At 67.8% G+C, this 12594-nt stretch carries 13 protein-coding genes; 9 read left to right on the top strand and 4 right to left on the bottom strand.

Going from position 1 to position 12594, the window contains the following annotated elements; all coding sequences use genetic code 11:
* Nucleotides 1–86: 86 nt before the first annotated feature.
* Nucleotides 87–1193: a class II histone deacetylase gene (locus tag AB0L97_RS28750; protein ID WP_364435459.1), complete on the top strand. Its 1107-nt coding sequence runs from the start codon at nucleotides 87–89 to the stop codon at nucleotides 1191–1193.
* On the opposite strand, the gene AB0L97_RS28745 is transcribed toward AB0L97_RS28750, so the two are convergent.
* Both AB0L97_RS28745 and AB0L97_RS28740 read right to left on the bottom strand, forming a co-directional pair.
* Nucleotides 1111–1350, bottom strand: coding sequence for an NAD(P)H-binding protein (locus AB0L97_RS28745; RefSeq protein ID WP_364435456.1), 240 nt, complete (start codon nucleotides 1348–1350; stop codon nucleotides 1111–1113). The genes AB0L97_RS28750 and AB0L97_RS28745 overlap by 83 nt on opposite strands.
* A 266-nt stretch (nucleotides 1351–1616) precedes the next feature.
* Nucleotides 1617–2432, bottom strand: coding sequence for an SAM-dependent methyltransferase (locus AB0L97_RS28740; protein ID WP_364435454.1), 816 nt, complete (start codon nucleotides 2430–2432; stop codon nucleotides 1617–1619).
* Nucleotides 2433–2520: 88 nt separating this feature from the next.
* Here AB0L97_RS28740 and AB0L97_RS28735 point away from each other — a divergent pair, with 88 nt between their 5' ends.
* A complete protein-coding gene (locus tag AB0L97_RS28735; protein ID WP_364435451.1) occupies nucleotides 2521–2940 on the top strand; it encodes a YrdB family protein in 420 nt (139 codons plus the stop codon).
* Between the two features lie 194 nt (nucleotides 2941–3134).
* On the opposite strand, the gene AB0L97_RS28730 is transcribed toward AB0L97_RS28735, so the two are convergent.
* The gene (locus tag AB0L97_RS28730) at nucleotides 3135–3620 is read right to left on the bottom strand and encodes a MarR family transcriptional regulator (RefSeq protein ID WP_364435448.1); all 486 of its coding nucleotides are present in this window, start codon (nucleotides 3618–3620) and stop codon (nucleotides 3135–3137) included.
* A gap of 109 nt (nucleotides 3621–3729) precedes the next feature.
* Between AB0L97_RS28730 and AB0L97_RS28725 the strand changes: the two genes are divergently transcribed.
* Entirely contained in the window at nucleotides 3730–5334 is a 1605-nt protein-coding gene (locus AB0L97_RS28725; RefSeq protein WP_364435445.1) for an FAD-dependent monooxygenase, read from the top strand.
* Between the two features lie 62 nt (nucleotides 5335–5396).
* Nucleotides 5397–6242 (top strand): helix-turn-helix domain-containing protein, encoded by an 846-nt coding sequence (locus tag AB0L97_RS28720; RefSeq protein ID WP_364435442.1) that lies wholly within the window; start codon nucleotides 5397–5399, stop codon nucleotides 6240–6242.
* A gap of 71 nt (nucleotides 6243–6313) precedes the next feature.
* Here AB0L97_RS28720 and AB0L97_RS28715 read toward each other — a convergent pair whose 3' ends face one another.
* A complete protein-coding gene (locus AB0L97_RS28715) occupies nucleotides 6314–7252 on the bottom strand; it encodes an SDR family NAD(P)-dependent oxidoreductase (RefSeq protein ID WP_364435439.1) in 939 nt (312 codons plus the stop codon).
* 90 nt (nucleotides 7253–7342) lie between these two features.
* Here AB0L97_RS28715 and AB0L97_RS28710 point away from each other — a divergent pair, with 90 nt between their 5' ends.
* The 5 genes from AB0L97_RS28710 to AB0L97_RS28690 all read left to right on the top strand — a co-directional run bounded on the left by AB0L97_RS28710 (nucleotide 7343) and on the right by AB0L97_RS28690 (nucleotide 12529).
* The gene (locus tag AB0L97_RS28710; RefSeq protein WP_364435437.1) at nucleotides 7343–7909 is read left to right on the top strand and encodes a helix-turn-helix domain-containing protein; all 567 of its coding nucleotides are present in this window, start codon (nucleotides 7343–7345) and stop codon (nucleotides 7907–7909) included.
* A 978-nt stretch (nucleotides 7910–8887) separates the two neighbouring features.
* On the top strand, nucleotides 8888–9532 hold the full coding sequence (locus tag AB0L97_RS28705; protein ID WP_355079357.1) for an ABC transporter permease: 645 nt from the start codon (nucleotides 8888–8890) through the stop codon (nucleotides 9530–9532).
* Nucleotides 9529–10812: an ATP-binding cassette domain-containing protein gene (locus tag AB0L97_RS28700; protein WP_364435432.1), complete on the top strand. Its 1284-nt coding sequence runs from the start codon at nucleotides 9529–9531 to the stop codon at nucleotides 10810–10812. Before AB0L97_RS28705 ends, AB0L97_RS28700 begins: the two co-directional genes overlap by 4 nt.
* A complete protein-coding gene (locus AB0L97_RS28695) occupies nucleotides 10809–11546 on the top strand; it encodes an ABC transporter permease (RefSeq protein WP_355079361.1) in 738 nt (245 codons plus the stop codon). The genes AB0L97_RS28700 and AB0L97_RS28695 overlap by 4 nt, the downstream gene beginning before the upstream one ends.
* Nucleotides 11543–12529: a glycine betaine ABC transporter substrate-binding protein gene (locus AB0L97_RS28690; protein ID WP_364435428.1), complete on the top strand. Its 987-nt coding sequence runs from the start codon at nucleotides 11543–11545 to the stop codon at nucleotides 12527–12529. Before AB0L97_RS28695 ends, AB0L97_RS28690 begins: the two co-directional genes overlap by 4 nt.
* The last annotated feature ends 65 nt before the right edge of the window (nucleotides 12530–12594 follow it).

Here is a 12594-nt window from a genome sequence, read left to right as displayed (position 1 = left end):
CGCCTGTAATGAGCGCGAGCACCCGCTGAGGCGGGGTGATACCCAGGTGGACGGCGTGGCGGTCCGCCGACCGCGAGGAGTGCACGATGACAACCGGATACGTGTGGAACACCCTCTACGGGTGGGCCGACACCGGCAGCGGCAGTTTGTTCCCGTCCGACGTCACGGTCGGTCTCCAGCCGATCGGCCACCACCTCGCGCATCCCGACACCAAACGACGCTTCCACGAATTGGTCTCGGTGTCCGGACTGCTGGACGAGTTGCACTCGATCAAGGCGGAACCGGCCGACGAGGCCGACATCTTGCGGGTGCACACCACGCAACATCTGGAGCGCATCAAGACCGAGAGTCTGCAGCCGAAGGGCGGGGATGCCGGCGACGGCGTCTCGTCCTTCGGCAAGGGCGGATACGAGATCGCCGCGCTTTCGGCGGGCGGTGCGATCGCACTCGTGAAACATGTGCTGGCCGGGACGGTCGACCATGGTTACGCGCTGGTCAATCCGCCTGGGCACCACGCTACCCGCGCTACCGGCATGGGCTTCTGCGTCTTCAACAACATCTCCATCGCCGCCGCCTACGCGAAAGACGTACTCGGCGTGCGACGCGTCGCCGTCGTCGACTGGGACGTCCACCACGGCAACGGCACGCAGGACATCTGGTATGAGGATCCGTCGGTCCTGACCATCTCGATCCACCAGCATCTGTGTTTCCCACCGGATTCCGGCTACCGGGAGGAGCGCGGCACGAGCGACGGACACGGCTACGCGATCAACGTGCCGCTCCCGCCGGGTAGTGGAGACGCCGCGTATCTCCATGCGATCGACCGAGTCGTCGAACCCGCGCTGCACGCCTTCGCGCCCGAGCTGATCATCGTCGCGTCCGGCTTCGACGCGAGCATCCTCGATCCGCTGGCTCGGCAGATGGTCACCAGCGGCGGCTTCCGGAACCTGACCCGCCGGATGCTGGACATCGCCGCCGCGACCTCCGCGGGCCGGATCGCCTTCGTGCAAGAAGGCGGCTACAGCCCGCACTATGTTCCGTTCTGCGGGCTGGCGGTGCTCCGCGAACTGCTGGGCGAACCGTTCGTGGACGACCCGTACACACCGATCGTCACAACGCAAGGCGGCGACGTCCTCCTCGACCACGAGGCGGCCGCGATCGAAGCGGCCGCCGCCTTGGTCGCCGATCTCTGACCCCAGTCGCCGCACCGACTACCTCGAGCCGAGCATGGCGCAGCGGAAAGGAATCCGGACGGCGGGTCACCGCGGCAACCTCGTGCCCGGCATCGAGCGCCTGGCCGGTGAGCAGACGGCCGGTGGGACCATTGGCTCCGAACACCGTGATACGCATGGCAACTGTTCCTTCCCGAGCACGACACGCACTGACAATCGGTTCGGAGGGCCGTGCACAGCCGAGTGACGCCTATCGCCCGTGCCCGAAAGGGCTTCGGTCACGGCCACGGCGACGATCTCGACCGTCACGACCAACCGAGCGACCACAAGACGCCGGTGACGGCGCCCGCGAGGGCGACACCGGTTGGACCAGGTCCAGCGCCTGGCGCATCGGTCGGTCTCGGCTCGGAGTCACCTATGCCGAGGAGGCGAGGACGCCCGGGTTCACACCGTGCCGGCGTGCGCCAGGTGCGGCACCGAATTCGCAGGCCGAGCGGCGGCTCCGACGCCATACGCGCTCAACAACTCTGTCGCAGTACGGTCTTCGATCCGTGTGAAGCCGAAGGACAGCAACGCATCGCGGATCTCCTCCGCGGTGAAGAAGCTGAGCCACGGCTCACCGACCGCGGCGACGCGATCCGCGCGTGCCTGCCTGTCGTCGGCCGCGACGTCATGCGGCGCCGAGGAGGGCGGGTACAGATAGTCGAAGACCACCTCCGCGGCGGCGCCGTGACCGGCGATGTAGCGCAGTGTGTCATCGATCGATGCCCTGGTCAGGTACATGACAACACCCAGCCAGACGAACAACGCGTCGCTGCTGCGGTCCAGACCGGCCGCGGCCAATCCGGCGGCGAGCGTGGACTCCTCGAAGTCGATCGGGGCGAAAGTCAGCGATGGCGGGACGGCGATTTCGGCCTCGGCAAGCCTGCGCCGCTTCCATTGCTGGGTGTCGGGATGATCGACCTCGAAGAATCGCACGTTCTCGTGGGTATTGCGGTAAGCGCTGGTGTCCAGCCCCGCACCGAGGACGACTACTTGGTTCGTCCCCCGGGCCACCGCGGCCGCCACCACGTCATCGGCGAAGCGGCTGCGCGCCGCGATGAACAAGCGCCGTCGACGAGCCAGATCCTGGTCGATCCCTCGCTCGAATTCGCTGGCGCCTATGGCTGCTTCACCGACGATCCGCACAGCCAGCGGATCCGTGAACACCCGCGGCTCGTCGGCGATTTGATGGTGGGCCCTCGCTCGCGCTACGGCCATGGCGGTTCTACTCGGTTCCCCGACCTGCATTCCGCCACCCTACCGATCGGACCGGATCACCCACACACCAGACGGTGACCGTCGCCGTTTGACGCATCACCACCTGAATGAGAGCATTGCTCTCAAGAAAGAGCGGTTATCACTGGAGGTAGTTGTGCTCGGCGCGGTCAAAGCGGCCAATCTCGGCCTGATGTTCTTGTTGGAGTTGAGCGTGCTGGGGAGCGCCGGATATTGGGGTTTCACCGTGAATGCGCAGTGGCCGATCAAGATCGTGGCGGGCATCGGCGCACCCCTGCTGCTCGCGGTGCTGTGGGGACTGTTCGCCGCAGGCGGCGGAACCAATGCCACGTACCCTTTACACGGTTTCGCTCGAATGCTGTTCGAATTGGCCTGGTTCGGCACCGGCGCATTGGCGCTGTACGGCGCCGCGTCACTCACCCCGGCCGCGATCCTGTTCGCCTGCTACCTCGTCAACGGCGTGCTGCGCGTGGCATGGAACCAGGGGTGACGCGGCACCGACGCAGCTCCACGCCGAGAAGCCCGCCGAAGACCAGTTCCCCGCGGAGAACGGCGATTCGAATCCCGAGCGCGAGCCGGTCGTCCCATTCCGTGCTCCCGGTCGCGCGGCCCGCAGTCGGGCGCGCTGTCCACGATGGTTCACCGATCCCGGCCGCCGCTGGTGAGTAATGCCGCGCCGCAACTCTATTCGATGAGAGGATCCTCGACGACGGTGTCCAGGTGCGTCGACAGGTCGTCGACCAAGCGACCGAGCAGGCGAACGAGGTCGCGCTGATCGGACTCCGACCATCCGGACAGGGCCTGGTCGAACCATCCGTCGATGACTCGCAGATAACGGCCGATCAGCTTCTCCCCGGCCGGAGTGAGGGTAATCAATCGGGCGCGTTGGTCGTCCGGGTCCGGGACACGCTGCACCAAGCGGCGCCGTTCGAGACCGTTGAGCTGGCGCGTGACGTGCGGCCCGGCCACCTGCATCCGGGCCGCTATCTCCCCTACCCGCAACGGTCGCCCCGCGGATTCCAGGATCACGAGTATTGTGACCGCGGGCCGCTCCAGGGTGATTCCGGCTGCCGCCGTGGCTGTTTCGAACAACTGCCCACGACCCAGCGTGTTGCTCAGCTGCGTCATGCGCGGCAGCAGCCCCTTCAGCGCGTCGTTGTCGCCGCTCATTTCCCACCTTGTTCAGATACCTAAGTTAGGTATATAGTACTCGGCATCCCACCCCTCGACAGCGACGACGTGCGGTCGAAAAATAGATACCTAAGGTAGGTAGATGAAAATGCAGACATCAACGGACATCCTGATCGTCGGCGCGGGCCCGACCGGTCTGGCCCTCGCGATCGACCTGGCCCGCCGAGGCGTCGGTTACCGCATCGTCGACCGCGCCGCCGGACCCAGCACGGCGTCGCGCGCCAAGACGATCCAGCCCCGGGCCTTGGAGGTCGCCGACGACCTCGGCGTGATCGATCGAGTGTTGGAGCTGGGGCGGGTGCATGTGCCGACCCGGCACTACGACCGTGACCGCGTGATCTCCGAGGCCGTGGAGGCCGCGCTGGGCGTACGCGATCCAGGGGTGCCGTACCCGCCGGTGTGGTTGTCACAGCCGCTGTTCGAGCAGATCTTGCGCGATCGGCTCGCCGAACTCGGCGGCCGGGTCGAGTGGGGAGCCGAGGTGACGGCCGTCGCGCAGACAGCTGACGCCGTGGAGGTGACCGTGTCCACGACCACCGGTGATCGGCGAATGCGCGCCCTCTACGTCGTCGGTTGCGACGGTGGGCGCAGCGTGGTCCGGGAGCGGATCGGCGCCACACTCGCCGGGGTGTCCTATGGCGACCACCGCTGGTGGCTCGGCGATGTGCGGATCGAGGGCTTGGACAATCGCTGCCAGCACGTGTGGATGAGCCCCGAGCACGGGATCCTCTCGCTGTTCCCGCTGCCCAGCACCGATGTCTGGCAATTCCAGGCGTCCATTCCCGCCGATGACCCCGATCCTGCCGCGCCGACGCTCGACCTGTTCCGGCGCCTGTTCGCCGAGCATTCCGGACTGGGAGAGGTCCGCATCGAGGATGCCGGTTGGTTGTCGCTCTACCGGATCAATGTCTGCCTGGCCGACCGTTACCGGGTCGGGCGGGTCTTCCTCGCCGGGGATGCCGCGCATATCCACTCCCCCGCCGGTGGGCAGGGCATGAACACCGGCATCCAGGACGCCTACAACCTCGGCTGGAAACTCGCCGCCGTTCTCGACGGGGACGATGAAAGCCTGTTGGACACTTATGAACTCGAACGCCGCGCGGTCGCGCGGGCCGTCCTCGACGACAGCACCGACCGTATGCACGCACTCATGCGCTCCGCGGGCAACGGCGACGGAGCGTCGGCCGTCCGCAGGCTCACCGACGATTTCACCACCGGGCTCACCGTCGCCTACCCCGACAGTCCGCTCACCGGCCCCGGCCCGAGGACCGGCCGCGTTCGCGCCGGTGACCGCGCTCCCGACGCCGTCGGTATCGAGGCCTCGTCCGGTCGCGAAGTCCGGGTGTTCGATCTGCTGCGCGGTCCCCATTGGACCCTGCTCACCTTCGACCAGGGCAACGCTCCCGACCGGACCGACGCCCGCGGCACCGCAGCGACGCGAACGATCCGGATCACCACCGACACAGCCGCTACCGGGGCCGACACTCTGATCGATGGAGACGGCAGTGTCCACCGCAACTACGAGATCACCGGTGACACCGCGGTACTCATTCGTCCCGACGGCTACATCGCAGCCGTGTTCCGCGACGAACCCACGGTCGCGGGACGGCGGCACCGCTCGGCCGACATCGGAGAGGACGTGCGGCCGGGCGTGGAGAACCAGGACTCGACGCGATCGGCATATGGGGGATGACAGAGCAAACCCGTCCTGAGCGGCCCGCTCCCATCGCGGGTCGAGGCGGTTAGCCTGAGCGGGTGGGACCGATCGGGCTCGAGCATGACACCGGGTGGGATTTTCGCCGTTCGGCCGGTGACGCGCCGGTGGGCGGCACGGCGATGATCGGGTATCGCGCTCATGGGGCCGGCGGGTTGGACCTCCGGGTCACCGCGCTACCGGCGGTCACGGTGCTGATCGAGTTCGGGGAGAACGAACTGATCGTCGACAGCACGGCGGGCCGGCAGGCACTCAGCGGCTTCGTCTCCGGGTTTCCGCACGGGACGATGCGGGTGCGCACCGAGCGGGCCGAATGCATCGAGGCGCGCTTGTCGCCGCCGCAGTTCTATTCGTTGTCGACTATCGATCCGGTCGATCTGGGCCGCACGGTCGTCGGCTTGGACGATCTGTGGGGTCGCGGGGCGCTGTTGCTGCGTGAGCGGCTCGCCGGTGCCGCGACATGGGAGGAGCGTTTCGCGCTGACGAATTCGTTTCTGCGGCAGTGTGCCGACCCGACCCGGACCCCGGACCCGGAAGTCGTCGCCAGTTGGCGGCGCATCGTCGCGAGCCGAGGGCAGGTCTCGGTCGGCGAACTCGCCGGATCCTGCGGATGGAGCCGCAAACGGCTGTGGTCCAGGTTCGAAGCCCAGATCGGACTGACCCCGAAGCGGGCCGCGATGCTGGTCCGGTTCCGGCACGCGGTCGAAGGCCTGCTGACGGGCCTTCCTGCCGCCGACGTCGCGGCGACCTGCGGCTACACCGACCAGTCCCACCTCTGCCGGGACGTGTCGAGCTTCGCGGAGATCACGCCGGGTGCGCTGACGGCGGAGCCGCTCACCGCCATCTCGAAACACCGCTACCGAGTGTGGGGAACATTCTTCCGGTGAACGGCTTCAGCTCTCGCTACCCTGTCGCCACGCACCAGGGGCAGGGCTCCGAGAGCTGAAGACGCGCCCCGTCAAGCGACCAGCATCTCGCTCGACACCTGCCACAGCCGGGCCGCGGCATCGGGGTCGAGCGCGTACTCGGCGACTCCGTTGCGTGCGCTGAGAACGCCGATCTCGGCTTCGTTGCAGTCCTCGAAGTAACGCCCCCCGACACCGGCGAGCAAGGGCGACGCCGCGACCAGAACCGAGGTGGCCGCACCCTGCTGCGGCGTCTTCCACATCATCCGCGCCCCACCCGCGGCCGCGCGGAGCCGTTCGAGTTCCTCGTCGGACACGTGGCGTTGCAGGTTGGTGCGGATCCCGCCGGGCATCAGCGCGTTGACCGTGATGCCGTCCGCGGCCCACTGCCGGGTCGCTTCCACGGCGAACAGCACGTTGGCCGTCTTGGACTGGCCGTAGGCCGACCACGGATCGTAGGGCCTGCGTTCGAAGTGGATGTCGTCGAACACGACCGGTGAACGGTGATGCGCGCTCGAACTCACCGAAACGACGCGCGCGGCGCCCGCCGCGGCCAGCGCTGGACGCAGGCCGGTGGCCAGCGCGAAGTGACCGAGGTGGTTGGTCGCGAACTGCATTTCCCAGCCCTGCGGCGTGCGCGTCAGCGGCGAGGCCATCACGCCCGCGTTGTTGATCAGCATGTGCAGCGGCCCTTCCCAACCGGCCACGAACGCCGCGACGGACGCTTGATCGGCGAGATCGAGCGCGGCGACGCGCACCCGGTCGTTACCGGTGGTGCCGAGGATGTCGGCCGCCGTGCGCTCGCCGGCCGCGAGATCGCGGACGGCGAGGGTCACCTCGGCCCCGGCGCCGGCCAGTGCCCGTGCGGTCTCGACACCGATCCCGGAGGCGCCGCCGGTGACGATGGCGCGCCGCCCGGCGAGGTCGATGCCTGCTAGCACCTCCGCCGCGGTCGATTCGGCGGTGAACGGGGTGGTGATGCGATCGGTCATGACGTGTCCCATCTCGGTAGACTCGAACCGGAGGAGGCTCCGGTACTCACAATAACCGGAGGACCCTCCACTTTGTTCCCGGGAGGATTGATGACGAACGCACGCCCGCTGCGCGCCGACGCGCAACGCAACCGAGACCGGCTGCTCGAGGTCGCCACGCGCGCGTTCTCCCACGACGGACCGGACGTCACGCTCGAAGCCATCGCCAAGGAAGCGGGCGTCGGCATCGGCACGCTCTACCGTCACTTCCCCACCCGCGAGGCCCTCGTCGACGCCGCCTACCGCAGCGAACTCGCCCGGCTGTGCGACTCGGCCGACGACCTGTCGGCCGCACTTCCACCGGACCGGGCGTTGCGCACCTGGATGGACCGCTTCGTCGACTACACGACCACCAAGCGTGGGATGGGCGACGCCCTGCGCGCCGTCATCGCCTCCGGCGGCAATCCGTTCTCCGAAAGCCGCGACCGTCTGACCGCCGCAGTCGCCACCCTGCTGCGAGCCGGAGCGTCGGCCGGAACGCTCCGGGCGGACGTCGAACCCGAAGACATACTCGTCGGCCTCAGCGGCATATCGCTCGCCACCGAGAGCCCGGAACGCCGGGAACAGGCCGGGCGGCTGCTCGACCTGTTCGTCGACGGATTACGTTCCAGCACTTGAGTTCCCGGCATTTCACCGACCTCGCACCGTGCGCAGATCCCGGGCCGCGACGGTGTGTGCGGTACCTCAGCACCGTCTCGCCGAGCATCGCGACGGCCGCGCCAGCGGCAACGAGCTCTCGATACTGGTGAGCGTCACGATCAACGCGCCGACCCACAGCACCGCGGCGACGACCGCGAGCGGGCGGATCCGGTCGGCGAAATGCCCGGAATCCGGTGCACCGGCGACAGCGCCGAAAATCGCACCCCGCGCGGCGTGGTCACGGTGGCCGCGAGCGCTGCACCGCGTGCTCGGTGTGGATTTCCGCTGAACGAGCCGGTGGGCCCGACTCCGGCGCGCGTCGTCGACATCATCTGGCCGCCAACCCGTCCATGTCCGGGCGCTCGCCGAGCCCTCGCCGATGCGGCGGGGCGCGATTCGATCCGAGCGGGCCCTTCGCGCCGGCGGGTGCCGACAGACCTATTGGGGCAGGCGGAGGGCCGATTCCGCGCATTCGACGCCCGATCACTCCCGACGGGAACGATCGCGTCGCCCATTTCGATCCGGCTGACTGTAATGCTGGCCGCACCGGGGTGGGCGTGGTTTCCTCTGACCCGATCATCCGGTTCGAGCGAAAGGCCCTGGTATGTCCGCCGATCACACAGCCGGCATCGCATCCGCTCCGCAGGTGGTCGGGTCAGGCGGTCACGTCGGCGCGCCGAGCACCGTGATGGCGGGCAATGCCGGGCTCCACTCGACGGTCGACCCCGTCGCACAGGCGGCATAACCCGTTCTCGTGACCAGAGGACTCGTGCCCACAGAACTCCTGTCCGGCAAAGAATCGGTTACGGTCGAAAAGGAGCGCGAATTCGGTCGTGCGGCGATTCGCTTTCCGCGCGCCGCCGGAAATCGAACCCGCAGTGTCCACGACTTTTCGCCGGCTCGCGCGGCTGTACACGGACAGGTACCGACCGGTCTTCGGCTGACGATGGGAATCCCGTGAATTTATGGAGCTATATCCGGGGGCGGGGCGAAGTCCTGGCGTTCCTGACCTATCAACACGCCTCCCTGGCGTTCCAAACCGTGCTGGTCGGAACCGTGGTCGCCGTCCTCATCGCGGTGGCGGTCTATCGGCTGCCGCTGCTGTCCGCGCTCTCGCTGACCACCAGCCGGGTCGCGCTGACGATTCCTTCGCTGGCACTGCTGGCGATCCTGCTGGTCCCGTTCGGGCTGGGGGTGGTCCCGTCGTTCGTGATGCTGGCGTTCTTCGCGGCGTTGCCGGTGGTCGGCAACGCGATCGTGGGGTTGCGGTCGGTGCCGGCCTCGGTCGTCGAATCCGCCCGTGGGATCGGCTTCTCGCGCCGGCGCATTCTGCTGACCGTCGAATTGCCGATCGCCTGGCCGGTGATTCTCACCGGTATCAGGGTGTCCACCCAGATGATCGTCGGGGTCGCCGCCATCGTGGCCTACGTCCTCGGACCTGGCCTCGGATCGCTGATCTTCAACGGACTCTCCCGCCTCGGCGGCGCGAACTCCCTGGAGATGGCGCTCACCGGAACCATCCTCATCGTCATCATCGCGCTGGTGTTCGACGCACTCCTCGTCCTGCTCGGACGCCTCACGATCGCAAAGGGACTGTCATGACCGACGATGTGACCACCGGGCCCGCTCCCGCGCCGGCGCAACGCGCGGTGACCGGCGCGTCCATCACACTGGACTCGGTCGTCAAGCGCTACAAAGGCCAGGACAAGCCTGCGGTGCGGCGCCTCGACCTCGAGATCGAGGCGGGAGACATCGTCGCGTTCGTCGGCCCGTCCGGGTGCGGCAAGACGACCACTTTGAAGATGATCAACCGCTTGATCGAGCCGACCGAGGGCCGCATCTTCATCGGCGGCCGCGATGTCACCAGGGAGGACCCGGACAAGCTCCGGCAATCGATCGGATACGTCATCCAGTCCGGTGGCCTATTCCCGCACTGGACCGTCGCCAGGAACGTCGGCGCCATCCCCCGGGTGCTCGGGTGGGACAAGAAGCGGATCGCCGAACGCACCGAGTACCTGCTCGATCTGGTCGGTCTGGATCCCGCCACCTTCGCCGACCGGCTGCCGAAGGACATGTCCGGCGGACAGCAGCAGCGGGTCGGCGTAGCGCGTGCGCTCGCCGCCGATCCGCCGGTGCTGCTCATGGACGAGCCGTTCGGCGCGGTCGATCCGATCACCCGGGTTCGCCTGCAGGACAGCTTGATCGCGATCCAGCAGGAACTCGGCAAGACCATCGTGATCGTCACCCACGACTTCGAAGAGGCCACCAAGCTCGGCGACAAGGTGCTCATCCTGTCCGAAGGCGGCCAGGTCGAGCAGTACGCGAGCCCGGAGGAGATCCTCACCGATCCGGCCACACCGTTCGTGGAGGAGTTCGTCGGGTCCGGCGCGAAGCTGGCCTATCTGACCGTGTCGCGGGTGCGCGACGTCGCCTACGACGACGTGATCACCGCGCGGATCGGCGAGTCGGCGCAGGGCGTGATCGACCGCGCCGAGGCCGCCGGACAGACCTGGGTCGTCGTCGTCGACGAGGCCGGGCGGCCCCGGTCGTGGCCTTCGCTCACCGAACTGGCGACCAAACCGGAGGTCTCCGACTACCTGGATCGGCGGTTGCCCGTGGTCGCACGATCCTCGACGCTCAACGACGCGCTCGACGCCATGCTCGCCACCAGCCAAGGCGCCGCCCTGGTCACCGACGGCCGCGGCGCGGTCCTCGGCTCGCTCAGCATCGACACGGTCACCGACGTGATCCGGACCAAACTCGCCGAAGGCCGCGCCGACGCGGAGGACCTCTCCTACGTCACCTACGTCGACGGAACCGATCCGGCGCCCACGCCGGTGGTCGCCGCCGACGAGGAACCCGGATCGGACGAGCCGTCATGAGCCGTCTGCGCCGCCTGCCGATCGACGTGTGGTTCGAACCGATCGTCATCCTCGTCATCGCTGTCGGATATGTCCTCTGGTACCGGTCGACGACATTCACCGCGACCGAGCAGGCGTCCCTCGGCTGGGACAACCTGCAGACCACGATCGTCCAGCACATCGAGCTGACCGTAGTGGCCACGGTGATCGTGGTGGTCGTCGCGATTCCGCTCGGCATCGCGCTGACCCGCCCGGCGCTGCGGCGGCTCGAGCCCATCGCGGTCAATATCGCCAATATCGGCCAGGCCGCGCCCGCGGTCGGGCTGCTCGTGCTGTTCACCTTCTGGCTGGGCACGGGATTCCGCACGGCGATCGTCGGTCTCGTCGTGTACGCGGTGCTGCCCATCCTGCAGAACACGATCGTCGGGCTCCGGCAAGTCGATCAGCGCACCATCGAGGCGTCCCGCGGCATCGGCTATTCCGCCGCGCGCACGCTGTTGCAGGTCGAACTGCCGCTCGCGGTCCCGGTGATTCTGAACGGGGTGCGCACGGCGTTGGTGATCCTCGTGGGCACCGCGACGTTGAGCACGTTCATCGGCGCGACCAGCCTCGGCACGCTGATCACCACCGGCGTCACCCTCTTCCTGCCCAAACTGCTGGTCTCCGGCGCGATTCTGGTCGGACTCCTGGCGTTGATCATCGACTGGCTCGGCCGACTGGTGGAACTGGCCGCGACCCCACGAGGTATCTCATGAGGTCGCCACGAGCCCGGCTGGTCGCCCTGCTCTGCGCACTCGTCGTATCGGCGGCGGCGCTCGCCGGGTGCGGTCTGGTGAGCTCCTCGGGAACCTTCCACGACGCGCGCCTGCCCGGCGGTGACCGGCCGCTGGACGGCGCCGAGCTGGTCGTCACCTCCAAGAGCTTCACCGAGGGCGTGCTGCTTGGCAAGATCACCGCGACCTACCTGGCCGCGGCGGGCGCGAAGGTCACCGACCTGACCGGGGCGCCGGGCTCGGCCTCGTCCCGGCAGGCTCAGCTGGGCGGCGACGCCGATGTGCTCTGGGAGTACACCGGCACCGGCTGGGTCAACTACCACAACCGGACCGAGACGATCTCCGACCCGACCGAACTCTGGCAGCGCGTGCACGACATCGAGAAGCGCGACCACGATCTGGAGTGGCTGCCGCCGGCGAACTTCAACGACACGTACGCCTTCGGCGCGTCGACCCCGACCGCCGAACGCCTGCGCGTGAAGTCGCTGTCCGACGTGGCCGTGCTCCCCGTGCCCGACCGTACGTTCTGCGTCGACGACGAATTCTTCAGCCGCTCCGACGGTTTCATTCCGATGCTGCAGAAATACGGTATTCCCTACAACGATCCGAACGGTGTCCCCTCCGGCAACGTCACGCGGATGGACGCCGGTGTCGTCTACACGGCCACGGCCAAGAGCGCCCCGTGCAATTTCGGCATGATCTACACCACCGACGGCCGGGTCAAGAACCTGAACCTGGTGGTCCTCGATGACGACCGGAAGTTCTTCCTGCCCTACAGCGGCACCGCAGTCGTGCGCGGCGCGATCATCGATCGGTACCCGCAATTGCGCGCGCTGCTCGCAACCATCTCCGAGCACCTCACCGACGAGCTGATGCAGGATCTCAACGGCCGGGTCGACATCGACGGCGAAGACCCCGCCGACGTCGCCTACGACTGGCTGAAGAGCGCGAGGCTGGTCGAGTAGGGCCGGCACGATTTCGGCCGCCGCGACATGCCCGGAATGGACCTCGCCCTTCGGACAGTTGCCAT

This window comes from Nocardia sp. NPDC051911, assembly GCF_040681035.1.
Classification (GTDB): domain Bacteria; phylum Actinomycetota; class Actinomycetes; order Mycobacteriales; family Mycobacteriaceae; genus Nocardia; species Nocardia sichangensis.
The sequence above is the reverse complement of the archived record's forward strand: the minus strand, read 5'-3'. Positions and strand labels throughout refer to the sequence as shown.

Bases quoted from the DNA above. Each gene is read 5' to 3' on its own strand.
- AB0L97_RS28750 (WP_364435459.1), top strand. From the start codon at position 87: ATGACAACCGGATACGTGTGGAACACCCTCTACGGGTGGGCCGACACC.
- AB0L97_RS28745 (WP_364435456.1), bottom strand. From the start codon at position 1,350: ATGCGTATCACGGTGTTCGGAGCCAATGGTCCCACCGGCCGTCTGCTC.
- AB0L97_RS28740 (WP_364435454.1), bottom strand. From the start codon at position 2,432: ATGGCCGTAGCGCGAGCGAGGGCCCACCATCAAATCGCCGACGAGCCG.
- AB0L97_RS28730 (WP_364435448.1), bottom strand. From the start codon at position 3,620: ATGAGCGGCGACAACGACGCGCTGAAGGGGCTGCTGCCGCGCATGACG.
- AB0L97_RS28725 (WP_364435445.1), top strand. From the start codon at position 3,730: ATGCAGACATCAACGGACATCCTGATCGTCGGCGCGGGCCCGACCGGT.
- AB0L97_RS28715 (WP_364435439.1), bottom strand. From the start codon at position 7,252: ATGACCGATCGCATCACCACCCCGTTCACCGCCGAATCGACCGCGGCG.
- AB0L97_RS28710 (WP_364435437.1), top strand. From the start codon at position 7,343: ATGACGAACGCACGCCCGCTGCGCGCCGACGCGCAACGCAACCGAGAC.
- AB0L97_RS28700 (WP_364435432.1), top strand. From the start codon at position 9,529: ATGACCGACGATGTGACCACCGGGCCCGCTCCCGCGCCGGCGCAACGC.
- AB0L97_RS28695 (WP_355079361.1), top strand. From the start codon at position 10,809: ATGAGCCGTCTGCGCCGCCTGCCGATCGACGTGTGGTTCGAACCGATC.
- AB0L97_RS28690 (WP_364435428.1), top strand. From the start codon at position 11,543: ATGAGGTCGCCACGAGCCCGGCTGGTCGCCCTGCTCTGCGCACTCGTC.